Annotated in this window: 15 protein-coding genes and 1 pseudogene; 5 read left to right on the forward strand and 11 right to left on the reverse strand. The window is 55.4% G+C overall.

Going from position 1 to position 25,422, the window contains the following annotated elements:
* Complete coding sequence (locus tag E9954_RS12655; protein ID WP_136079528.1) at window positions 1–1,809, reverse strand: sulfatase; 1,809 nt, start codon at window positions 1,807–1,809, stop codon at window positions 1–3.
* 83 nt (window positions 1,810–1,892) lie between these two features.
* Between E9954_RS12655 and E9954_RS33665 the strand changes: the two are divergent.
* Window positions 1,893–2,027: pseudogene (locus tag E9954_RS33665) on the forward strand (helix-turn-helix domain-containing protein); the annotation flags it as partial.
* On the opposite strand, the gene E9954_RS12665 reads toward E9954_RS33665, so the two are convergent.
* Window positions 2,028–3,449 (reverse strand): sulfatase, encoded by a 1,422-nt coding sequence (locus tag E9954_RS12665; protein ID WP_136079529.1) that lies wholly within the window; start codon window positions 3,447–3,449, stop codon window positions 2,028–2,030.
* A gap of 302 nt (window positions 3,450–3,751) precedes the next feature.
* Here E9954_RS12665 and E9954_RS12670 point away from each other — a divergent pair, with 302 nt between their 5' ends.
* Both E9954_RS12670 and E9954_RS12675 read left to right on the forward strand, forming a co-directional pair.
* Window positions 3,752–4,621, forward strand: coding sequence for a helix-turn-helix domain-containing protein (locus E9954_RS12670; protein WP_136079530.1), 870 nt, complete (start codon window positions 3,752–3,754; stop codon window positions 4,619–4,621).
* Window positions 4,622–4,627: 6 nt separating this feature from the next.
* Window positions 4,628–5,503 (forward strand): helix-turn-helix domain-containing protein, encoded by an 876-nt coding sequence (locus E9954_RS12675; protein WP_136079531.1) that lies wholly within the window; start codon window positions 4,628–4,630, stop codon window positions 5,501–5,503.
* Window positions 5,504–5,586: 83 nt separating this feature from the next.
* On the opposite strand, the gene E9954_RS12680 is transcribed toward E9954_RS12675, so the two are convergent.
* Window positions 5,587–10,638, reverse strand: coding sequence for a sulfatase-like hydrolase/transferase (locus E9954_RS12680; protein WP_136079532.1), 5,052 nt, complete (start codon window positions 10,636–10,638; stop codon window positions 5,587–5,589).
* 154 nt (window positions 10,639–10,792) lie between these two features.
* Between E9954_RS12680 and E9954_RS12685 the strand changes: the two genes are divergently transcribed.
* Window positions 10,793–11,038: a hypothetical protein gene (locus tag E9954_RS12685; RefSeq protein WP_136079533.1), complete on the forward strand. Its 246-nt coding sequence runs from the start codon at window positions 10,793–10,795 to the stop codon at window positions 11,036–11,038.
* A gap of 235 nt (window positions 11,039–11,273) precedes the next feature.
* Here E9954_RS12685 and E9954_RS12690 read toward each other — a convergent pair whose 3' ends face one another.
* The 8 genes from E9954_RS12690 to E9954_RS12725 form a co-directional block, all read right to left on the reverse strand.
* On the reverse strand, window positions 11,274–11,963 hold the full coding sequence (locus E9954_RS12690; RefSeq protein ID WP_136079534.1) for a hypothetical protein: 690 nt from the start codon (window positions 11,961–11,963) through the stop codon (window positions 11,274–11,276).
* A 55-nt stretch (window positions 11,964–12,018) separates the two neighbouring features.
* A complete protein-coding gene (locus E9954_RS12695; protein ID WP_136079535.1) occupies window positions 12,019–13,902 on the reverse strand; it encodes a hypothetical protein in 1,884 nt (627 codons plus the stop codon).
* 413 nt (window positions 13,903–14,315) lie between these two features.
* Window positions 14,316–15,857 carry a sulfatase family protein gene (locus tag E9954_RS12700; RefSeq protein ID WP_168442211.1) on the reverse strand — a complete coding sequence of 514 codons (1,542 nt, stop codon included), beginning with the start codon at window positions 15,855–15,857 and terminating at the stop codon, window positions 14,316–14,318.
* An 83-nt stretch (window positions 15,858–15,940) separates the two neighbouring features.
* Window positions 15,941–16,426, reverse strand: a complete 486-nt coding sequence (locus tag E9954_RS12705; RefSeq protein WP_136079537.1) for a hypothetical protein — start codon at window positions 16,424–16,426, stop codon at window positions 15,941–15,943.
* A gap of 646 nt (window positions 16,427–17,072) precedes the next feature.
* Window positions 17,073–18,395 (reverse strand): sulfatase-like hydrolase/transferase, encoded by a 1,323-nt coding sequence (locus tag E9954_RS12710; protein ID WP_222847166.1) that lies wholly within the window; start codon window positions 18,393–18,395, stop codon window positions 17,073–17,075.
* Between the two features lie 173 nt (window positions 18,396–18,568).
* Window positions 18,569–21,847 carry a glycosyl hydrolase gene (locus tag E9954_RS12715; protein ID WP_168442212.1) on the reverse strand — a complete coding sequence of 1,093 codons (3,279 nt, stop codon included), beginning with the start codon at window positions 21,845–21,847 and terminating at the stop codon, window positions 18,569–18,571.
* A gap of 87 nt (window positions 21,848–21,934) precedes the next feature.
* Window positions 21,935–23,341: an L-fucose/L-arabinose isomerase family protein gene (locus E9954_RS12720; protein WP_136079539.1), complete on the reverse strand. Its 1,407-nt coding sequence runs from the start codon at window positions 23,339–23,341 to the stop codon at window positions 21,935–21,937.
* 25 nt (window positions 23,342–23,366) lie between these two features.
* Entirely contained in the window at window positions 23,367–24,410 is a 1,044-nt protein-coding gene (locus E9954_RS12725; RefSeq protein WP_136079540.1) for an L-rhamnose/proton symporter RhaT, read from the reverse strand.
* Window positions 24,411–24,513: 103 nt separating this feature from the next.
* On the opposite strand from E9954_RS12725, the gene E9954_RS12730 reads away from it, so the two are divergent.
* On the forward strand, window positions 24,514–25,422 hold the full coding sequence (locus E9954_RS12730; protein WP_136079541.1) for a helix-turn-helix domain-containing protein: 909 nt from the start codon (window positions 24,514–24,516) through the stop codon (window positions 25,420–25,422).

A 25,422-nucleotide genomic window follows, 5' to 3' on the forward strand; every position in this document is an offset into this window, starting at 1 on the left:
TCATTGTATCACCATTTTATAAGGACCCAGCGTCCAGTCATCGACCTCTGTAGCCGTAGATCCGCCGCACCATCCAAACAGGATTTCAGCCGGGCCGTTCTTTTTTGCGACATCCCATGAAACCTTTACCGAACCATCCGGACGGTTTTCAACCGATATCCAGTCAGCTCCTTTATAAATAACAGCAGTACTTTTCCGTTTCACGCCTTTTTCGTCCATCAGCTGGATGATCCTGGATCCGTTTTCCAACGGTTGGAACTTTTCGAGCGCAAGTTTCAAGGTTTCCGGACGACGGGAGGCTTTTGAAAGCGTTGAGTTACGGGACTTGCGGGGCGGCGGGAATTCCGTTCCGGCATAGTCGGGATTCGGAAGCGGGGTCAATGCCCCCGTTTCCTGTAAAAATGCTTCCAGCAAGGCGTCTAACGCCCTCACCTTGCCCGGATAGTGTCCGGCAAGGTTGACCGCCTCCTGCGGATCGTCCCGCAGGTTGAACAATTCATAATGATGGTGGTCCGGTCCGGCGGCCCAATAATACCGAATCAGTTTCCAGCCGTCGTCGCGCACAAAGGAAGACGCCGCATTCAGCATGCCCATATCGTGCGGAAAATGAACAAAAACAGGTTCGGTCTTCTGCGATTCCCCATTCAGCAACGGGGCAATGCTTCTTCCATCCAGCTCGGTATTCGGCTCCAAACCGGCCAGATCCAGTACCGTTGGATAAATATCGGTACTCACCACCGGCGTATTGCATTCTGTTCCCGCAGGTGTATCCCGCCAGCGGACAATCCAGGGCACGCGCGAGCCGCCTTCATAGATGTTGGCTTTTCCGCCGCGTAGCGGGCGATTCGCGCTCCACGGATTTCCATTCACCTCATTGTGAATCACCGCGCCGTTATCAGAACTAAGCAGAATAAAGGTGTTGGCTTTCAGCTCCGCATTTTCCGGACGATCCAGCCAGTCGAGCAGCATACCGATACTGGTGTCCATACTCTCAATCATAGTCGCAAATTCGGGGCATCGCTGCCCGGCGTCAGGATCGCGCGATTCAATATATTTTGGAAGCAGGTCTTTCTTCGCCACCACCGGTCCATGGATCGCGTAGTGCCAGAAGTTCAGATAGAACGGCTTCCCGGAATCCTTAACGGATGAAATCCACTTTATGCTCTCTTCCGCCAACCGCTCATTCAGGTATTCCCCCTCCGGCCCCGGCTCCAGATTCCGGATCGTATATCCCGGTCGGCCATCGGAATAAGGAGAATAATAATCCGGTGGCCCCGGCAGGTGCGCCCCGCCGATCACAAAATCAAATCCCTGGTGCTCCGCATTATACGTGTGGTCCTCGCTACTCCATTCCCGGTCGATCGGTCCCAGGTGCCATTTACCGATATGCGCGGTGTGATATCCACCCAGCTTAAGTGCCTCCGCCAGCGTCGTGATGTCCAAATCCATATGATCCCGGTTCTGCACCCGGCCGACATATTCATTCTTGCGCGGCGGCAGGGCTTTCGGGTCGGATACAGCGCTCGGCACAATCGCCTGCGTCATCCTCAAACGTGCGGGATGAAGCCCCGACATAATGCTGGCCCGCGTCGGTGAACAGAGCGGTGCCGCCGCATAGGCATCCGTGAAAAGCATACCCTCTTCCGCCAACCGCGTCAGGTTCGGCGTCTGATAATACTCCGACCCATAGGTCGAGCTGTCCGCCCAGCCCATATCATCGATCAGGATTATGACAAAGTTCGGTTGAGCCGCTCGAACAGCACCGCACGCAACCAAAGGAAGCATAAGGCTAAGAAAGATAGTTTTCATCCATACACCGTATGGAATCGTCTTTCCTTCGAATAGTAGAATCCCGCCAATGAACGGCACTCTTCCGCCATCGCTGCACCGGCGATAAGGTCGTCACCATCTACCACGACTGCGGCTTCTCGGATATTTCCAACGTTAACCGAACCTTCCGCAACGCCTTCGGCACCACTCCCTCCAATTACCGAAGGACAGCAGTACAGCTACATCCTTCCGCGTGATCAGCGCCTGGCCTCGGTAGCATTGAAGGCCTTGTGACCGGTGGAGTTACCTTCCAGAGCAGGATGATAGGTGGATGGCAGTTGCGCACGGTGTTTTTTGAGCACCGTTTTCTTTTCCGGATTCTCTGCCAGGTTATGCCACTCGTGCGGATCAGCTTTGCGGTCATAGAGTTCTTCAGAGCCATCGTTATAACGAATGTAGCGATAGCCTTCCGAAATAATGGCGACATTGCCGGGACCAAAGCTTGAACGTGCCATATGCGGCCAATCGGCCTTTGGATTTTCGAGCAACGGCTTCAGCGAGTTTCCTTCGTGCATTGGATCCGCTTTCAGGCCCGTAAGATCCAGCAGCGTCGGATAGATATCGAGCAGTTGCACCGGCAGGTCGCAGACCGCGCCTTTCTTAATCCCGGGGCCTACGATAATCATCGGAGTTCCCGCCCCGTCCTGCCAGATGGTGCGCTTGGCAAAATGGCGTTTCTCTCCGAGATGGAACCCGTGGTCGGTGTAGAGCACGATGATGGTATTGTCCGCATCTTCCCGCTCATCCAGCGCATCGAGCACACGCCCCACCTGATGATCCACAAAGCTTACGCAGGCGAGATAGCTCTGAACCAATGGTTTCCACTCGTCGTTTTCCTCCACCCACTCCATGGTTGGCGAGACATGCTCCAGCGTGGTCAGATTGACGGCATATTCCGAAAGATCCTCCAGATCATTTTCCAGCGTCTTCGGTAATTGCAAGGTTTCCATCGGATACAGATCAAACCATTTCTGCGGCGCATACTGCGGCACATGCGGACGGAAAAAGCCGATGCCCAGCCAAAGCGGCTTTTCAACATCCTCGGATAGGCGTTCAATCGCCCAGCTCGCGCATTTATAATCCGGCATCTGTTCATCTTTTTCAGGAAACGCACCCCAGTCCCAGAGCGGATGACCGGGATAAGGGCTGATCTTTTTCTTCGGCATGGGACCGAAACCGCCGAAGTTGCCGCCAAAGTTTGGAATATATTTTTCGTTCTGTTGGCCGCCATTATGGAACAGCTTACCCGCGCCGGTCACATAATACCCTTCGTCCTGGAAACGCTGCGGCATAAAGGTCGATTTCATCAGCACCGGCGATTCCGCCGGCGGCGGGCTGAGAAAATAAAGTCCGCTGGTTTCCGGATAAATCCCGCTCATCATGCTGGCGCGCGACGGGTTGCAGACGGGCGACTGGCAATGGGCGTTCGTAAACAGCACCCCGCGTTTGGCGAGCCGATCCATGTTCGGCGTCTGCGCCTGCGGATGCCCGCCCATGCAACCGATCCAGTCATTCAGATCATCAATCGCAATCAGCACCACATTCGGTTTCGCGACCGCGGATAAAGCAAGCGTGGAACACACGGAAATAATCGAAAGGTTTTTCTGCAACGACATCATTCAAGCCCCCTGTAAATTATTGGAATGTAGATTTATAAATCAGTTTCACTTCGGGATCAACATCAGGACATGAACGGGCTGTAGCAATTACCGAATCGCTGGCTGAAAAATGGATCCCTGCTCCCTCAACATCCCGAAACCACCGCCATGTAAACGCCTGAGATAATTAGAAAGCATTTAACCATAAAATCCGAATAATTACCATGACAACCCTGCATGTATCATGACAATCCTGCCAACAAAAATATGGCCTCGAGAGGCTTTCCGTGTATTATCACCTTTCACTCAAACCGGGACCCCGTGTGGAACAGGAAACCTACAACCATTTGACCAAGGAGATGCTGTTTTATGGCTACAGCATCGCTATCTGGGAAGAGACCCAACAGTTGGAACGAGCCGAACACTCGCACGACTACACCGAATTGGTAGTCGTCTACGAAGGCAACGGCATCAATACTGTCGATGGATACGACTACCCGGTCTCTGCAGGCGAGGTGTTCGTGATTCATGAAGGCATAAAGCACTCCTATCGGAACACCAAAAACCTGCACCTGTGCAATGTGATGTTCGACAGCCCGCTGCTCGAAACCTGCGGCGTCGACATCAGCCACCTGCCCGGCTTTCACGCCCTGTTCCGGCTGGAACCGAAAATGCGTAAAACCGACTTTAACAGCCGGTTGCACCTGCCGCAAAAAGAGCTGATGGAAGCACGGGGCATCATCGAACGACTGACGAAGGAATTAGCAGCAAGAACCCCGGGGTTCAGGTTGATCACCCAGAGCCTGCTTTTCCTGCTGATCGGGAAACTCGCGCGCTGGTTCGACCTGTGCCAAAACGAAAACACGGCCCGGTTGATGCAGATCGCCCAGCCTATCGCCTACATGGAACAACACTACTATGAGCCGCTCGCCATTGAAAAACTGGCTGCCATGGCCGGCATATCGGAACGCGCCTTCTTCCGCATTTTCCAGCAGGCTACCGGCGCGTCCCCTAATCAGTACCAGAACAACCTGCGTCTGATCCAGGTTGCCGAACTGCTCCGGCATTCGGATATGCCCGTTGCCGATATCGCCGATGAATGCGGTTTTCTCAACAGCAGCTACATGGCCAAGCAATTCAGGAAACAGATGAACATGACCCCGCGGGAATTCCGAAACCTCCACCAGTCCTAAGGCCCGATGAAATACGATTCCTTCAAAATAAAAAGCGGAAGGCTGCGCAAAAGCTGGTTGCAGGATTTCCTTATCCAAATCACCGATGTGCCTGAACACCCGGACTATCCCGAGCATACCCATGAATTCACCGAACTGGTTGTGGTCTATGCGGGAAGCGGTATCAACTGCGTGGACGGGGTTGACTATCCGATCTCTGAAGGCGATGTCTTCGTCATCCACGAAAGCTCCAGCCACTCCTATCGTGAAACCCGCCACCTGCACCTGTGCAACGTGCTGTTCGACAGCACCCTGCTCGACATCAAGGGCATCGATATGAGCCACCTGCCCGGCTTCCACGCCCTGTTCCTTCTGGAACCGAAACTGCGCAACAAACCCTTCAGCACCCGCCTCCGCCTTGACAGCAAAGAGCTACATAAAGCCAAGGCCATGATCCAGGAACTGGAAATGGAGGTGGACAAAAAACAGCCGGGCTTCAGGCTGGTTTCCCAAAGCCTGTTGTTGCTGCTCATCGGCGAGCTTTCGCGATGGTACGACCAATCCGCAGAAAACAAACCAGGAAAACTGATGCAGATCGCGCATTGCATGGCCCACATGGAACGGAACTATAACGAACCGCTCGCCATCGGAGAACTGGCCCGAATGGCCAATATGTCGGAGCGCGGCTTCTACCGGGTTTTCCAGGAAGCCACCGGCACCACCCCCAACCAATACCTGACGAACCTGCGCATCGCCACGGCCTCAGAACTACTCAGTAAGAGCGAACAATCCATCACCGACATCGCCTACGAATGCGGCTTCCAGGACAGCAGCTATATGGCCAAGCAGTTCAAAAAACACATGGGCGTCACTCCGCGCGAATTCCGCAACAGCTTCAGGTAGGGCAGGGTTCGACGAACCCGCCGCATAGCAGATCGGCTCTTCGGACGGGCGGACGCTTCATCGATGCGTCCCCCACCCCTACCTCACGGATATTCGACTTCCACCCGATAGAAGCCGGAGGTTGGGGAATGAGGCAACGACAGCTCAATGAGCTGGTTGGTTGCAAGCACACCGATGTTGGTGGCGTTGGACCAGTCCGGCGGGACGAGTTCCGGCGATTGCCAAACCGTGTAGCTGCGTCCGGCTTTACCGTTCCACTTAAAATCGCCGGATTCGTCAGGCACCAGCGTGAAGATTGAACCGGCATCGGCCGCATCGGTTCCGGCCACCGCTTCCTCGACATCGGACATGGCATCCCCATCCAGATTGCCCGCGGAGGCACTGATATAATCGACCTCAAAATCAGCCGTCGCATTCACTGGATTAAACCGCAGCTGGGTAATCGTACGACCGTCCCATTCGGCATCCCCGGCCATGGGCATGATGATGGTCTCGGTCAGATTACTGTTATAGGTAGAGTAAAACAGGCGCGAACCGGCAAACGAGTCGTCATCCGTATGTGCCCAATAGAAGCGGAATGCGGTCGCCTGCGGTGAACGCATTCGCACGAGAAGGTACGGCACCTCGTCGGCGGAAAAACCCAATGCGTTATGAACAAAACGCCCCCCGTTAGAAGCCTGCCCGACCAGCAGGCCATTGGTCGTCGAAGGATCGGTAACAGAGGTCGGCTTCCACCCTTCGAAATCGCCTTCGGAATAGAAACGAAACTCGCCGGGCTCATTAAATTCAAAAGCAAGATCGCCTGCATGGTTCGGATTGCGACCCATAGCGGTTTCATCCACATCCGTCATTCCGTCGCCATCAGAGTCGGTCGTATCCGGCGCGTCGGGCGAAGCTATGGCCGAGATATGGGGCGGCGCGCCATAAATATATGCCAGATCGCCGGCGGTATCGCCCATAAAGGCGCGCCCGTTTGAAGGCAGCGTCGCCTGCCAGGCCATCAGGTCGGCTTCGAGCTCCTCCTGTTTTGCCGGAAGCTGGAAAACCAGATTGGTCAATTCGTTGGGATCATCCTCAATGTTGAACAGATAATCGCCTGCACCGGAACGGCGCATTTTCCAGTCGCCCTTGCGAATGGCAAGCTCGCCCTCGCCCGGATTACCCCAGTCCCAGAAGAGCGGCTCAACCCGCTCGACCGCACCGGTCATGCCACTGAGACGCGGCAGCAGGTCCACCCCATCATATTCAGCCGGAACGGCTCCGCGGGCCAGCTTCAGTGCCGTCGCCGCAAAGTCGAGTGTAATGACCGGATCGTTGATGACCTGTCCGCCGGGAATGGTCCCCTTCCAGTAGGCCCACATCGGCACATTGATGCCGCCTTCCCAGAGGCTTCCCTTTTCGCCGCGGCGCGGAATGTTTTCCGACCCCGTCCACTTCTCAAGAGTATCTGCCCCCGGGACCGTCTCCCAGAACTTGGGGTTCGATCCATTGTCACTCGCAAACAAAATCAGGGTATCTTCTTCAATGCCGAGATCGCGCAGTTTCTGCATCACGCCGTCGACGGCATCGTCCATCGCCTTGATCAACGCCAAGCCCTGCCGACGCACATCGTCGAGGTCATCGCCATAGTCGGGATAGTCGAGTTCCGGAAATGCGGTATAGTAGACATCATTGGTATCAATGCGCGGAATGTGTGGACCAAACAGCGCAAGGTGCAGATAGAACGGCTCATCCGCATGGCGACCGATAAAGGCCTCGGCGGCTTCGCCCTGCACCGTGATTCGATTGCGAGCATCGGTGACCACCTGATGCGAAACCGAGGCTCCGCTCAAATCATAGTTCACCGTGTAGGGCGAACGCTTGCCGGTCCAGTAATCATCGAATCCGCGTTGCGACGGTTCATATTCCGAGTCGGGGCGCGGATATTCCACATCCGACGGGCTGACGTGCCACTTGCCCACAAAACCGGTGGCATATCCGCTGTCGCGCAGGCGTTCAGCATTCAGCGTTTCGCTCAGCGGCAGCGGTGTATCATTGTTCGTACGGAATCCAAAGCGGTTCTGGTATTGCCCGGTCAAGAGCCCGGCGCGCGAAGGCGAGCACTGCGGTGCGGAAGAATAGCCGTCCGTCATCAACGCCCCGTTTGCCACCAGCGTATCCATCGCCGGGGTGTCCACATTCGAATCGATGCCATGGATGCCCAGATCGGTGTAGCCTTGATCGTCCGTCAGGATCACAATCACATTAGGAACGCGCGCGAGCTGCTCGCCGGAGCTGATCTCAACCCGGTCGATGGCCACAAAAACCGATGCACCGGCATCGAGCGTACCAAAGGTGCTTTCGCCCCCGCCGTTCAGCGAACGCACAACGGCACCGGAATCGGCCACGGTATAAAGGTCGTTGGAATTGACCACCGTGATGTCCACCGCATTGCTGCTGAAGTTCCCCTGAAAAACCTTCGCGTCGGGACCATAAACATAGCCATCGTCGCGCAGCGCATAATAGCCGTTGCCGGATTCGCTGGCGATCGCGGCTGCCCCGCCGTTGTTACTGAAGTTGAAGTACGTATCATCCTGATCCCGCGTCCAGACATAGACTCCGCCGTTGTTATACAACCCACGAAAAGCGACGGACGACTGCGCGGCAATATCCACAAAACCGCTGCCGCTCAGCGTAATCTCCGGGGTGGAGCTGAAGTTTTTATAAACCCGTCCGGTATCGTCCACCGCATAGACCGCCCCGCCCTTCACATCCAGTCCGGTCAACGAGCCGACCGCGCCGCTGAACGTGCCGATCATCTGCACATCCGGAAAATACCCGCCCAGCAGATCTGCGCGCACTACGCCGTTGTTGTCGAGCAGGCCATAGACAAAGCGGTCGTCCGACGCCGCGGAAATCACCAAATCTTCGCCAGCGGTCAGATCAAATGCAAAGACCGGATCGAAACTGCCCGTTGATGTGCGGTACACTGCGCCGTCTTCGCGCACACAAACCAGCACCGATTCCTTTGGCAGTTCATAGGCGTTCACGGCCGCGCCCACTTCATCGAGACGGCGGGAATCAGGCAGGTCATAGTTGCCGTTGGTGTTCATGAGCGGACACAGGAATCCACCCTCGGAATGCTCGTTCCAGGAATACATGGAAAAGGTGTTGGCCTCGCACTCCACCGGGTTTTCAACCACATAGTCCATCACCCGATTCATCAATTCGGTCAGGTCGCCTGGTTCCGGCTCCTGATAGTGTGTGTTTCCGCCATGTCCCTTTTCCGTGCGAGGCTCCGAGTTGACGCCGCAAGGCGCCGCTGGAATCAGCGCAGCGGAAAGGCTGCTTGCATTCTGGTCCCAATACGGCTCGATGTTGTCCGCCAAATCTGAAAACGGAGTTCCCGGCGGGGCCGTGCCGCCATATCCGCCGCGATAATCATTGCCCGCATCGAACCCGCCGCCGTCGATCCAATTGCTTTCATTACGCGCATGTGCCGGAACGGCCGATGCCACCAGATAAGGATCCGGGAGCCCGTCCGCAATAAAGGCATCGCGGATCACTTGAACCGCTGCGGCCAGATTGGTCACGGTCGATCCATCCGCCGGGTCGCCAAGCGTAACGGAAAGGTCTTTGTAGCTGATGAAGTAAATGATCGGTCGTCCATCGAGTACCGTCTGGTAGTTGGGTTGCTTCGCCTGCCAGACCATCTCTTCAACAGCGAGTTCAAACTCCGGCCAGTCATCGATCGAATCCAGCCGATACATCATCGCATAATTGATTTCCAACCGCCGCTCACTTTCGAGGAAGGCATCCAGGTTCCAGGTCAGCCCCCAACCGTTTCCGCCGGCCGAGGCCGGAGCCGTTCCGAAAATCCAATAATCGAGTTTTGCCCCTGCAGTTCCTGCAAAAGCGATCTCCTGCTCGGTGGCCTCCTGAGTCAGCGAAAACTCCTGCTCGGAATTAAACCAAACGGGGCCGACCGCCCCGTTGGCGGCGTGGTCGATCCATGGAACATCGTTGGTGTAGCGGCAGAAAAACGGAGCGCGCCAATTCCACTTTGCCGGAGCCAGGAACCCGTAATCGCCCGGCAAATAGCCCAGCTCCTGCGCCTGCGTAGCAGCCATACCGGAATACATATCCCAGCGGATCACGCCGATGGTCGGGCGGTTGACACCGGGGTTGTCGGTGCGGAAGCTCCAGATTTCGCCCCGGTTTGTGGTGGAGCCGGTCACTTCGTCCACCCGCCAATAATAGACCGTATTCGGTTGCAATACGCCGCTGTTAAAATCTGTCGCGGTTTGGTTTCCCTGAAAAGCCAGATTCTCAGCATCTGAGCTGAAGTAAACATTGTGGCTGCTCGCCCCTGTTCCGGCTGTCCAGCTCAGTTGATTCGAGCTGCCGGATGCAACCTGCGTGGTCAGGTCGGCCGGGCTCGGCGATTTGGCCAGAGCAGTATTAAGCTCTGCCGTCAGCACCAGATCCGTTCCGACGCTTCCGAAAAGAATCCGCCCTGCTCCGCCGAAGGCCGTGATCTTTCCCTGATCAATCAGCAGGCGAACCGCCATACGAGAGGAAGGATTGGTAATGGTCAACTGACCGTTCCCTATATCCAGCAGTCCCCCATCCCCGAATTGCAGTGTGGAACAGACTGCCGCGCCGCCGTACAGATAAGCCGTGCCCACCGTATTGCTGTCAGCACCGATCTTCAGCGCGCTGCAGGAAAGCGTTCCGCCGGTCATGGTAAAATCGCCGCCGGCGGAGGAAAGGCCCACCTCCAGATGGCCGGAGAGCGTCACCGACCCATCGCGCACCAGCAGGTTGCCCGTGTGCGCAGCACTGGATGACCCGCAATAGATCGCCCAGGCATTCAGCGAACCGCCATCAACCGTCAGCGTAACCGACCCGGCATCCTGCCACCCTGCCGGCAGATAGACATTCCTGCAGACATGGCCGCCCGACACAACTTCAGGATCGTTCGACGTCAGGTAGACGTAGGCATGATCCCCGGATCCGGGCTCACTTCCGCCCTGCCAGTTTCCGCCGTTCGACCAGTCACGATCCTGCGTCCCCCGCCAGTTCGATGCATGCACCGGAAGCGTCAGAGCCAAAACGCACACTGCCAATATCCAACCCTTCAAAAAAACCGTCATCACAAAATCCTCTAATAATTACCGACCATCCGACCACGATTCCTGTTCAATTACCATGACATCCCTGCCAGAAATCAGGAGATTCCTGCCAGCAAAGAACACCGCATAAAACCTGCAACTTGAGCTCTACAATCATTTATGACAAAGTTTTTTCATGGTCAAAAACCGTTACAATCCAGACATCCACCACCGGCGCTCCATCCGGCTGAAAGGGCACAACTATGCCGACGGCGGGCTCTATTTTGTGACGCTCTGTGCGGATAAACGCCAGGAGTTGTTCGGACACATGAAAGCAACCGGCCAAGTGGCCGAAGAGTACTGGAAAATGCCGATCAACTCTGGCGGCCCCACATCACCCCGGGCGGCATGCTTGACCATCTGGTGCAGAATGCAAATGTGAAAGCGAAGGTGTTGAAAAGATCTGCCTGAAGTTTTCCAATGCCTGGAAAACCCCAAGGGGTAGCGTTCGCCTACCCGAAGAATGATTTGGAGTGCGCAAGTTCACTTGTGCTTTTCAAAACGCTCCGATTCACCGACCCGTTTTGAAAAGCTGAACTGAAGTTCAGTACTCCAAAAACTGAAAAGCCCCGGCGGGTACCGGGGCTTTTCAGTTCCAGCAGGAACATACTGAACCATCAGATCATAAAACGGCGGCGGATGAACAGAACAGTGCCTCCAAACGCGGCAACCATCCCCAGCGTGGCCGGCTCAGGAATTGCGGTTACCTGCCAGTTGTCGCTCAGCAGCTGCGTGAGCGTGCCGACATCGTGTTCGTCCACAATGCGGATCCGAACCAGGATATCCTTCCCGACATCTCCGGCCACCGTCGTATAATCAAAGGTCAACTGTCCCAGATTATTGGCGGATTGGCTCGAAGCGAGATCACCGAACACAAAGTTGGAGGAAGGCCCGCTGACTTTCGTTCCGTCGATCCGAAATCCAGATTGATTCGCGTGAACCGCCAGATCGGATGCCGCGGCCACGCTTCCGAAACGCCAACCGAAATCGCCGGAAAAGGTGTAGGTTACCCCGGCCTCAGCCACAGCACCCAGACTGATGTCCATGCCGCTGAGAATGGATGCCACACCATTAACATTCGTCTGGCTGGAATTGGCCGAAGCGAATCCATCGCCTTCGATACCCGCCAACGAACCATCGGTCTGAATGCCGGGCCCCGTTGAGCCGAACACAGGAGCCCCAAAGCTGGCGGAGTAGGGAGAACTGAAACCAGAATTGAACCCCTCGCTCCAGATCACCGAGGCCGAGGCGGATCCCGCAACAAGTATCAAGGCCGTAATGCCATGGTATAATATTCGTTTTCGCATTTTGGTTCCTTTTTAAATGACAAGAGGGGGTTGCTTAAACAACCCCATTTCCAACCTAAAGCTGATTGATCTTAAACCGGAAGAACAGTTCGTCCTGACCCGAAACCTCATATTCCACAGCATCAAAATTCACATCGATCGTGATGTTGGTTGTCACCGCGCTCCAATTGGCATTGGTCCACTCTGTATTAACCAGATCCGGAGTCTGCTCAACGGTATAGATGATATCGGCATTGGGATCGGTGAGCTGGACATGAGTATAACGGGCGACACCGTTTGAGACCGACAGGGTCGGCAGCGTGCCCTGGTCGGCAGCATTGGTCGGGTTGCCCCCCAGACCATATTCATAGATGTTGGACAGCTCATCGCCGTCATCATCGTCATCCGCCCCGCCGACCAGGCCATAACCGACACTCCACTCTGCGTAACCCGCCTGCAGAACCGCAACATCAACTACCGCCAGCCCGACAAATCCGCTGCCGTTAAGTGTCGCCAGTTGCGCAATCGCATTCTCCTTGGCGACATCCCGGAGATAAACCGCACCGGACGTATTGATTTGCAGATAGCTGTTCACCTCCGCAACCAAACCGAGCGCGGAATCTGTTGGCGATCCGCCCCACTGTCCGCTGTTTCCAAAATAATCCTGCCCGGATGATACTTCGTAAACCAGCCCGTCCGTCCGCGAAACGAAAACGAATCCTGACATATCACCGGCGACTTGCGTAATGCCATTGCTTACTGCTCCGCCCCCTTGAGACCAAAGGGTGGAGAATGCACCGGAGTCATATGTCACGACGCGAGAGAGCCCGCTGTCCGTGGTCACACCTGCAACCAGCTTACTTTCCTGGAAACTTAATGAATGATAGACTCCAGCCACCGTATTGCTGAACGTAAACGCGGCATTGGTGGAACTGTTCTGATAAACCCCTCCGTCATCGGCCAAAAACCAGAAGTCCGCTCCATCATGCGCAAAATCGATCAAGTCAGCATCTGCGGCATTCGTTAGAATATTCCGGGTAAAGTCAGAACCACCGATATTTCCATCCACCGTATGGTAGACATTGGTCAGCGGAATGTGGTTGACGCGGTATTCGCCCAGTACCGCGGTGTTTGTTGAGCTGGTGACCTGCCCGAAGGAGTAGAAGCTGCCGCCATACCCCAGCGCGCCAATCACATCGCCGACTTTAGTATTATCCTCCTCAACAATTGCGCCGTTATTCACATACGCCGAGGCTCCGTTCTGCGGATTATAATAATAAGAAAGTCCATCCGCCCGCACACCGACCACCAGCGTTGCATTGGTTGGTCCCGGCTCCGGCTCAGGGACCCCAACGTCCACCAGCCAGTTATCGGTCAGCAGCTGAGTGAGATTAGCCACGGCATTGGCATCTGCATGACGAACTCTGAGCGTAACGGTCTCTCCGACATCATCCTCAACCGTCGTATAACTGAAGGTGACCGCATTCAGCGTTCCCGCAGCCTGTGCGCCATAATTAAAAGTAATCGGAGCATCGGTTACCCCGGTCTTGGCACCGATATTAAAACCGCTTTGACCGTTGTGAATGGACAGATCGCTCGCGGTGGTTGCATTACCATACCGCCAGCCGAAATCCCCCGTAAACGTGATGACCTCCCCGGCCTGTTGAATGGCATATCCCGTATCCACATCCATGCTGCCGATAATGACAACAGTCCCGTTGGTAGCTGATTGATTTACATTTGCCGCAGCAAATCCATCGCCTTCGATTCCGGCAATGGAACCGTCCGTAATGATACCCGGGTTGGTGTCTCCAAACACTGGAGTCCCCCAGGTTGCGGAATAAGGACTCGAAAATCCCGAATTAAATCCTTCCGCAAAAATATTTGAGCTCTGCGCCGAAGCCGATCCCGCGGCCAGCGCCAACGTTGGAATGATACTGAATAACGTACGTTTTCTCATTTCCTGCCTCCTGTATTGATTCACAACATCCGGGACATCCCGAGCGTCCCCTCTTCCTAGCTATACCCAATAAACCATAGCGAAAAGAAGCGTTCCGGTAATTCCCTGCCAAATTTCCCGACGATTCTGCCAAGCCAGCCCGCTTGGATGTTTGGAATTTCAATCTCCCCGAGGCGTAACTACTCAGGTCGAAAAAGTGCCAATGGCACTACATATTTTAGCCTTGGACGCAGTCCAAGGATTGCGCAGCCCCGATCCATTTGCCCTGAAGGGGCAAAACAATCCAGAGAGGCGCCAGTTGCCTGTGTTGCCCCTTCAGGGCAAAAGCACGACCATTGCCAATACTATACGACAGAGTAAGGGTGCAAATGTTCAGTGCAGTCGCGCGGCTCGCTCGGCGATCGAGCCCTACCTTACCTCTCCCGAAAACCCCAGCGCTTTTCGGCGAATTCGATCAGGCTGCTATGGAACCCGCCGTCATACTCCGGTACCGGAAGCTCGTTTTTCCAATCGAGCAGCGCTTTGCGCAGCTCTGCGGCTTTTTCGGGCATTTCGCTGATAAGATTGTGGGTCTCATGGAATTCCTTGTCGGTATTATGCGCGCCCGGCTGTTCGAGCGACACATCAAACAGCAGTTCCTCGCCGTTTTCGTGCATCATGAATTTATACTTTCCGCTGATCACGGCGGCGGTGTTCATATAGCGCTGATAGATGTATCGGCTCGGTTCGCCTTTCTTTTTCCCCGTCAGGAACGGCATCAGGTTCACGCCGTCGAGCATGGAATCCTTTGCCGGATCGCTTCCTGCCAGCGCCACGGCAGTCGCCCCGGCATCGAGCGTGTTTACCGGCTTATCAAACACCTGCGGTTTAATGACATCTTTCCAATACACAAAATAAGGAACCCGCGCGCCGCCCTCGAAGATAATCCCTTTTGAGCCATGCCAGGGATCGTTCACCGACCCATCCCACGATTTTGTTCCCAACGGCGCGCCGTTGTCGCCCATGAAAAAGATGATGGTGTTGTCCAGCTCGCCTGTTTTTTCCAAGGTCTGGATGAGCTCGCCGACCCCGTTATCGATGCCTTTGAGTAAGGCCAATCCCTGTTGCCGCACTTCGGCCTCCGTATAAGGCCGCGCATAATTGATTCGATTTTTATACGGCTTTTTGGTGTTGTCGTATCCCTTCGCCACCAGCTCTTCCACTGACAGCACCTGATCCGTCAGTGAAGCCGGTGCATCCAGCGGTGAGTGCGGTCCGTAATAGGCGAGATACAGGAAAAACGGCTCCGCACCCTTCGCATGCCGTTCAACAAAACGCTGCGCCAGCTCGGTCTGGAGCTGAAGGCGGAATTTATCCGCGTGGGATTTCTTCTCATAAATCTTGTAGTTGATTTCCTGCGGTTCGACCTCTTTACCGCTCACATCAAAGTTCGACCAGTATTTGTTTCCGGTTCCCTGCGCATATTCATCATAGCCGAAGCCCTGCGGCCGGTGCGCGTTAACCGCCTCGACCGGCGCATCGGCCATGCTAGTGCAGCCGACCTGCTCAAACCATTTTTTCGTCTGACGGTTCGGCTCCAGGTGCCATTTGCCGACGTGGCCGGTTTTATACCCCAGCTTCTTCAGGCGCGAAGCGATAGACGTCTCACTCTTCGGCAACGGCCCTTCGCCGTTGGCCTCCATCGCAAACTTTTGCTGGTACCGCCCCGTCACAATGCCCGCCCGCGACGGCACGCACTGCGGCGCCGTGCAGTAGGCCTGCGTCATCAGCGCACCGCCGGACGTCAGCTTATGGATGTTCGGCATATCGACCTCATCGCGCATATCCGTTGCTTCGAGATCGTTAAAACCATGGTCATCCGTAACAATAAAAATGATGTTCGGTTGTTTCGCCGCCACAAGGCCGGTCGCCATCAACCCCAATGAGAGCACTACCCACTTCAGTCTATTTTTCATCCGAACAAAATAGAACATTCATCCGGCATAGGCTAGGACATCCCCGCCACGAAATGGAACTAAACCGCCATTGCGACAGCCATCTAGTTCAACAGAAGCCCTAAAGCCTTTGAATTTGCTTCCAACCCGTCACGTCGATGTTGTGGAAGAGTTGCGCCGGCCGTTCCTGTGACGGTGACGTTCCAGTTATCGGTCAACAGTTCCACCGAGCCGTCTACCGAGTTTTCTCCATGCAGCGTCAGGGAAAGCTGGATCGGTTTTCCGATATCCTGCTTAACCGTCGTATACGAGAACGACAATGGGGTAAACCGGTGCTCCCCATCCGTGCGCTCCCCAAAATTAAAAGGATAGGAACTCCCGAATACCTGGCCATCCACACCCACCTTGAAACCGTTTTTGTTGGGTTTAAATGAATAATCTGACTGCGCGCCCTCCCGGCTCGCATTGCGCCACCCGAAATCTCCGGTAAAGGAATAGGTCACACCGGCCTCAGTGACCTCACCCAGGTTTACATTGTGACAGCAAACCAGCTTGGGTGTGCCCACGGGCTTCGCTGTGACCTTCATCACGCAGAACCCGTCTCCTTCGGTTCCGGCAGTTCCTCCATCCCCGGCCGGCCGGATTTCTGAACGGGTTACCCCCCAAACACCCCGGCCCCAGGAATCGTCCGTCCATGGGCTCGAAAATCCGGAATTAAACCCCTCGAAAAAAAAGTCAACCCCGCCCGCTTCCACCTGAGCTCCCGCTAAGGCAGACAGCAATACGATCACACAACAGCCATTCCGCATCTGATTCGTCCTTATTTGGACAGCTGACCGGCACACAACGGCTGATCAACTGAGACGGTTTCCAACTAAGCACACCGATGGTGGTATTGATTGTATATTCCTGCCAGTATATAGAAGGATTCAGCCACAACGTGAGTTCAGGGCACTGTTTTCCTGCGGCCTGGTGTCCTGATTCATAAATAGGTTTATATTTGACGGAATGATTTTGGATGCGCAGGGGACTAAAAAACGTAAGGCGATGCGAGCATCGTTGTCGATTTTTAGTCTGTTGAGCACCAAAAGCATCCGCCCCGGAGGGGTTCGCCCCCTTTGGCCCAGAATATTACCGAAGTTTTCGTCACATACTTCAGTATGCTTCCGCAACTTCGGAAATATTCTGCATCCAAATGGAACAAATCAAATGTAAATCTATTTCTGAATCAGGACACTAGTTACTGCGCCATACTTCAATCTTCGTCTTCAGCCGTGCAACGGTTTTCGGATGCGCAGCCGCGAGATCGTTCTTTTCATGCGGATCGTTTTTCACGTTGTACAAACGTAGGGGTGCTTTGTCCCAGGCATGGAGTTTTCTATACGGGCTTGTATCCCTCCCCGGGTAACGCAGGATCAGCTTCCAATCCCCCTCGATACACCAGAGATACTGCAGTGTATCATCGGGATCAGTGACACTCATCTGCATCACCGTATTACACACACCGAATACCGTCTGGCGTGAACGTACCGCATCTTCATCCAGCAAGTTGATGCCCGGCAGCCCGGCCGGAGCTTCGACCCCCGCCGCGGCGGCGATGGTCGGAAAAAAATCGATGGCGTGGGCGAGGTCCGGGCTCCGCCCGACCTCCGCGTGCCCCGGCCATGAAACCATGATGGGAGAACGTATGCCCATTTCAAACGGCGATCCCTTGGAACGCAGGGCAAATCCTTTCCATGTCTTCTGGTTCGGGTCGTCCAGGTTGCTGCTGTATGGCGCCCAGCCATTATCGCAGATATAGAGAATGAGCGTATTCTCGCGCAGTCCCCTTTCATCCAGAGCGTCCAACAGCGTACCGCAGGTTTCATCAAACCATTCACACATGGCGTAATATTTTGCAATATCGGCCGACCGTCCCTCCTCGCTGTATTTATCCAGCAGCCGTTTGGGCGGATTGTGCGGCGTATGCGGCAGGAAAGGCGCATACCACAAGAGGAATGGTTTTTCCTCCTCAACGGCCCTATCGATAAATTCCGTCACCGGCGTCATGTTGTCGCGCCCGATCCTCAACCCCACATCGCCATGCCTTCCCTTTCGCGCCGGATCGCCATGGGTCATGCCATGCGTAAAACCGCCATCCTGAAATGAGCCTTCCCACCACTTGCCGGACTGATGCGTCAGATATCCATTCTCCGAAAGCAATTTTACGAAACTTGGAAACGTATGAAAGCGATCCTTCACCGGCTGATCCAACTCCGCACGGTTGTTTTTTCCATCCACATCGTTGCCCACCACACCGTGTTCAAAGGGATAGCGCCCGGTGGCCAGCGAGGCCAGCGAAGGCCGGCACAACGGTGATGCCACATAACCGCGATCAAAGACCAGGCTGCTGTCCGCCAGCTTATCCAGCGCGGGGGTTTGGATGGTTTCATGACCCATAAAGCCATAGTCCCGCCAGCCCTGGTCATCGCTTAGGATAAATACAATATTCGGCTGATCCGCCGCGAGGGCCAGGCCCGCCCATAGCAGACCGAATAAACAAACTGTTTTTTTCATCATTTCATTTCCCTTCATACTATCGATTACGCGGACGGCAAACGTTCGAATGTATCGCTTCCGGTGGACACCGGATACGTGAGCAACCAGGGGGCCCGTTGTCCACGGACGATGAGGACATCGTCCCTCCAGAAAACCTACAGCACTGCTTCTCCGCATATAACAATGCCCGTACATCATCGAACCTGCTTCAACTGCACCGGACCCAGCAGGCCGGATGGCAGCAGCGGCTCGTCGATGGTATGCAGATCCCACAGTACCCAGGTGGTGCGGCCGACCGGACTTTTCCCGCCATTGCGCACCCAGTCCGGAATAAATTTCTGGACGCTGCGCCGACCGGCATTCCGATATTCCAGACCCGGGTCGGGATGCAGGATATGATCACCGATCAGACGGTTCGGCCACAGGTTGGTCACCTTGACTTCCAGCGTATTTTCGCCCTCCACCAGCGCACCACTCACATCCACCTTAAACGGCGGTTTCCAGAGTGTGCCCAGATCCTTTCCATTCAGGATCACTTCCGCAATGTTTTCCACCGCGCCGAGATCCAGCAAAACAGCCCCCATGCCGCCCTTCCCGTTCCGGTTAAAGGTCTTGGTATACGTTGCAGTGCCTGAGAAATATTTCACGCCGTCGTCCGAATGCGTCGACCAGTCCACCAACTCCGGAAGCTCAACGCTCGCCGGCGCCTGACGGTTCGGCGGGAAGGTAATGGCCCACGGCCCTTTCAACGTCGTCACAACGGTTTCAGAAGGAATCGAGAAATCCGAATCTGCCGGAGCCTTTGCCGGTTTACGGAATACCACGAACCATGATCCGGCCGGATCAAAATGAACCGGAAGCTCCGTAATACCGTCGCGCTCGCGCCAGGCTTCCACCGGCTTCATTGCCCCGGTTGAGGGGTCCCACAGCTCCGGTTGTTTTCCGCTCACCCGGAAACGCAGGATGGTATCCGCCGCCGCGTCGGGGTTTTCGTTCGCGACAAAATAGAGGTCGGCCTCATCGGTATAGCGGTGGATATAGTTCAGCTTAACATCTTCCGGTGCGTCATAGTCAAAGTCCGGCGGCGCGATATGGTTGAGCACGGTTTCCAGCGGCTCATCCGACACCTTCTTCCAAACCCTGGAAACGATCTGCGCCAGCTCGGCATCCTTTTTCTCCCAGTCGTGCAACCCCGGTGTGCGCAGCGGCTTTTTACCCACCACAACGGCGCCGGCGTTTACCAGCCGTTCCACTTCGCGGGCGGCTTCGATCGTCATGTGCTCGCGGCCGGGCAGCAGCAGCACGCGGTAGCGCATCCCGCTCGGCAGCGTCAATGTGCCGTCTTTTTCCACGTCCAGCCGTTGGAGGATTTCCAGGTTGCAGCCATCAAAATCATAACCGGCCGGAATCGGATTCCAGATTTCATCGCGGAACCCGAGATAGTTCGGCGCGTCATGCCCGATGTAATGAATCACATCCGCCGCAAACGTTCCGGTCTGCAACAACGACTGACAACGCGTTGCATAGTCGCAGAATGCCTTCGCTCCGTTTTCCCACCACGTCTGCCCGCGGTCAAAAATTATCCCGTACGGTCCGAAGGTCATGCCAGGTTCCACATTATTGAACGGCTGCATGCAGTAGCGATGAATAATGTAGCGGTTGACGCCTGCGCAGAAAGCGAGATCGCCCAGCACCTTGAAATCAAACAGATCCTGACCATAGGTTCCGAACCCGGCGGTAAATGACTCTGCAGCGGCAAAGGGTCGCCCATAGGTGTGCGCCGTGGAAGCCCCCACTTTGCAGTCGGGCCGCAGATAGTGCCCCGGATGGCGTTTCCAGAATTCGCCGACATAGATATCGGTCTTCGCGGCATAGTTCAGCGGATCATAGACCAGCATCTGCATACCGGCCGCCTCACTCTGGAACAGCACCCCGTTCTCATGGCATTTTTCACGCAGCGCGCCATAAAAGTTGTCGGCGATTAGGTCCGCCATCGTGCGGCGCAGATCCCAGAGAAAACGTTCCGACTCCTTCGAACCACCCACCACAACCCCGGCGGAAAGGACCGGCAGATACGGCAGCATGGAATAGCCCCGCCGTTTTTCAAACTCCTGCATAAACTCATGCGTCCAGGTCTGGGTATCACATTCCCAGCTGTCGGAATGCACGGAAAAGATCGGGTGCCCCTTTTCCTTATTGTTCTCGGCAATCATGCCTTTGGCAAAGGAATCGAAATGGAAGTTCAGCGCTTCCGCACTCATTTTATCCACTTCCAGTCCCAGTCCGGCATTGGTTTCCGGCTGCACATATTTTCCATTGGTCGACATGCCCAGGCGATAGACCATCCAGCGCCCCGCAGGGGCCTTCCAATCCAGCGTTCCGTCCGCTGACAGCTTGTCCGTGAGGTTGATAACGTTCTTGCGATCCAGTCCCGGCAAACTGAGGTCGGGATTCTGGGCATCGAACCAGAAGGTCTCGCCACCATGCTCACCGCGCTCGCGGGCAAACTGGCATTTGGCCTCCCACAGGTGAACCCGCGGACCGGAAAACAGTTCGATGCCTTCCACTTTCCCGAAGGTCGGTTTTTTACACTTGATGCGGATAACTTTGGCCTGCACCGGCGTAAATGAAGCAGTCACCGTCAACTGAGGCGCGCGGCGGTTACAGACATTTAAATCAAAGTCCACCACGGGCGTGAACGTCTTGCCGTCTTCCGAAACCAACACCGTGGTCGGCGTATCCTGAAGCTTCACATGAAAATCATATTCCATCAGGAACTGAACCGTGGAAAGGGTCTGGGCTTCACCCAGATCGATTTCTATTTCGCTGACTTCCTCAATCGCAGTCGCTCCATCGCCGTCCGTCAGTTCGGTTCGCGCTTCCCCGTTCACCTGAATTTCTTTTGGCAAAGTAAGCGAATCGTCCGCCGCAGGAACGGCGTACACAGCCACATCCTCATAATAATCGAGTTTGGCTTCGGGCTGCTTCAACTGAATGGTTTCGGCATCGGACCCATCCACCGTAGTGGAACTCCATACCAGCACTTTCATGGAGCGGTCCGGTGTAATCCATGGCCCGCCGGAGGTCGCCCAGCCATCGCACTGATGCAGCGTAATCTGCATACCGAGACGGCGGGCTTCATCACCGACATGCCGGTAGAGCTCGCGCCATTCCGGTGAATTAAAATCGGCCGGGCCCGGCGGGGTATTCAGACCGACGCCCATAATCAGGGCACCCTCAATCCCTACCCGATCCATGGCTTCCAGGTCGGCGGTGATTCCCTCTTTGGTGATATTGCCGTCCATCCAGAACCAATACACCCACGGCTTCGCCTCATCCGACGGATGGGTAAAGCGCTCTTCGAGCGAAACGTTGCTCCGTTCAGAATCATCAACGTCGGCCGTATTCACACAACCCGCAACACACCCCAACGCACACAACAAGAAAACAATACTATTCAGTCTATTTTTCATGTCCCTAACATAGTGAATCGTTAGGTTTATAGAATAGCACTTTACTGCCCAAGAATTGAAGTCCAGCGCCATCCTCTTGGTGCAAAATCAGCAAACCCGATTCACCTCGATGCCCAGCAGCGCGCCGAGTTTTTCAATCTTGTCGCCGATGTGGCCGACGCCGATCGCACAATGATGCGCAGGGCCGCCTTTGGACCAATCGTTCATGAAGCCTTTGGCACCGATGCTGAATTGATACCGGCTGTTGGTATTGCCGATCTGCAGCACCGGTCCCGGAACCGATTCGCCCTCAGCCACCTGGAGGAAGACGGAGCCGTCGCGGCGCGTTACCACGGAAAGAATGGTGACCGGCCCATGCTGGACGGTCATCTGGATCGACAGCCCTTTACCCGGCTTGCCGTGATAGACCGACAGCGGCACGAGACCGACCCGTCCTTCGGCAATCGCAAAATGCGCGGGGCCGTCGTGGCCGAGATAAACCACGTCATCGACAAAGTCGGAAAGGTAGAATTCGGAAAACGAACCTCCGACGCCGAACAGGTCCATAATCTTCATGGCCTGTACATTCTTTACTTCGCATTCACCGGCCACCGGAACATTGCGGCCGGTCAGCAGCGTGTTGCCCGCGATGACGGAGGTGACGATGTTTTCATATTCGCCCTGCCCTTCGTAGTAATAGGCCATGGAACCGAGCTTGTGTTTTTCGATCAGTTTATCGAGGGCCACCGAAGTTTTCGCCGCACGCTCGATTTCGGAGGGTTCACACTCTTCCGATACCTGGAACTTTTCGTTGAATTCAGCAATTTTGGCAATGACCTCTTCGTTCGTGACCGCGTTGCGCAGCTCAAACACCTCGCACATTTCCAACAGTTGGAAATGGTTGCCGAACGTGGCCGACTGCTGGGTCAGGTCGGAATAGACATCGAGCATACCGCAGTAGTAGTGGCCGAGAATCCCGACGCGGTTTTCGCGCATGCCTGCGGCGACCTTGGCGGCATCCACCCAGTCGCGAATTTCCTGCCAGGCTTCCTCTTCCTGCAGGTAGCCGGTCACGACGTGATAGTCGATTCCCGTGCGGTTAAAGACGCAGGCCAGCTCCGGCACGGAGCAGGACTGGCAATGTTCCAGCCAGACCCCGGTCATGACACCACGGTCGCCCAACGCATTAAACTTCTCGTAATCGAGCTGCGCCACCGGCTGGAGATTGAGCATCACCACCGGCACTTTGGTTTTCTGTACCACCGGCAATACGGTCGACGAGAGCGCATAGGTGGAGATAAAGAGAAAGATCACCTCGACGTCCTCTTTCTTGAACAGCGCTGAAACCTCGTGTGCCTTTTCCACATTATCCACCATGCCGCCATCCACCAACTCGGTGCCCATGCCCGCGATGCGGTCGCGGATCTCGGCATGATAGCCGTTCAGGTTGTCGAGCAGCCCGTCAAACTGCGGCCAGTAGGTATCGAGTCCAATTGAAAATATTCCTGCTTTCATAATATTCTTCTCCTTTAAGAAATGATCAGTGAGCGGCCGACGCACCCTGCATCCAGTTGCCGAGACCAATGAGTACGGTGGAAAAGGCGATAACGAGAATCCCGGCCACCAGCGTTCCGATGGTCTTGCGACCGGTGCCCTCCCACTCTTTAAGATAGAGACTCCACAGATTGCTCGCCATGATCACGAACGACATATGCAGCGTCCAGCTGGTGAAGTCATATTCGCCCATTTTGGTCGACCCCATGCCGTAAAACATAAACTGCAGATACCAGGTAACGCCTGCGAGCGCAGCGAAACTGAAGTTTTTCGTGCGCGGCGCGCCATTATCGGCAAAGTCTTTCCAGCTGCCTTTTGAGCGCAGCAGATAGCCGCACCACACCGCATTCGTCGTGAACCCACCAAGCAGAATCACCACCAGCGCGGCATTGTTGACCCACAGTGCGCCGGTGCCCGAAACGGCCGCCGCCTCGGCAATGGGTTTACCCGCCGCAAAGGCGAACGCCATACAGGCACTCATCAGCCCGGCAAAACCGGCCACCAGCAACCCGCGCCCAAGATGGAAGTCCTGTTTATCCTCCTCCTCTTTGGTCAGCGCGGATTCCTTGAGGTGCCCAGCATAGCCGCAGATACCAATACCGATCAGGCAGACCAGAATACCGGACAGGACCACCCAGCCCGGGCCGGTTGTGAGCAGGCGAATGATGCTTCCGTCATAGATCGCCGGAACCAGCGTGCCAAATGCCGCGCAGAATCCCAGCGCGACCCCGTAGCCGAGCGACATGCCCAGATAACGAACCGACAGCCCGAACGTCAGCCCGCCGATGCCCCAGAGCAGGCCGAACAAAAACGTCCACCCCAACGCTGCGGGCGGCGCGGACAAAATGGCACCAAAGAGCTCAGGCACCGTCAGCAATGCCATGACAATTGGCGCAATGATCCAGGAAAAGAACCCGTTCACCAGCCAGCCGCTCTCCCACGACCACTCGCGAACCTTCTTCAACGGAAGATAAAAACTCCCCGCGGCAAAACCGCCCACCGCATGCAAAAAAACACCCAACGCAACCATTGCAACCTCACTGTTTTTCAATTCTGACGAATACAAAAAATAGCAAGCCACACTCATTTCACAATGGACAGAATGGCATCATTTTTGCACATTATGACTTTTCATGAACAAACTTGAAAAATCCTGGTCCTGTTACCTCCCGCAATCGCCCGAAGCGGAGGAATGGGGACTGTTTGTCCTCGATGCCGGCTACACGGTCATTCCACCGAACACTCCATATCCTCCCGGCCAGCATCCTGATGACCACATGTCAGTAACCACCGACAGAACGCTCGACAGCTGTACGTTGGTTTATATCACGCGCGGCGGCGGCATCTTTGAATCCCGTTCCGGCGGAAAACACACCATCCGGGAAGGCGACCTGTTTGTTCTTCATCCCGGAGAGTGGCACCGCTACCAGCCTAACCCGGAAACAGGATGGGACGAATACTGGGTGGAATTCGATGGAGAGCAGGCCCGGCGCATCATGGGTCATGACGAGTTTTCACTGAAAAAGCCAGTGCTTTCAATCGGCGACGACGACCAGATTCTGCGGCTGTTCATCGAGATCGCCGAAGCCACGCAGACCCAGTCGCCCGGATTCGAACACATTATCGCGGCGCAAACCTCGCAGATTGTGGCGAGAATCCTGGCGAACCTTCGTTGCAGCAGTGCCGAAGCCCGCGAAATGGAAGCCCTCATCCGCCGGGCCCGTTTGCACATCCTGAAAAACGCCGAACAGACCATCGGCATTCCGGATCTCGCCCGCAAACTCGGCATCAGTTATTCCGCATTCCGGCAGCGCTTCAAGCAGATTACCGGCCTGCCCCCGGGACAGTTCCAAATTCAGATCCGGCTCAACAAAGCCCGCAACCTCCTGCGCAACAGCCCGCTCTCCGTCGCCGACATCGCCGAACAGCTCGGCTTTGAATCGATCTACTATTTTTCCCGCCTCTTCAAAAAAAAGACCGGATGCTCCCCACTCGCTTACCGCAAGCAGGCGGACGCCCCAAAAGCCCGCAGCTCCGCATAG

This window comes from Pontiella desulfatans, assembly GCF_900890425.1.
Lineage (GTDB): Bacteria > Verrucomicrobiota > Kiritimatiellia > Kiritimatiellales > Pontiellaceae > Pontiella > Pontiella desulfatans.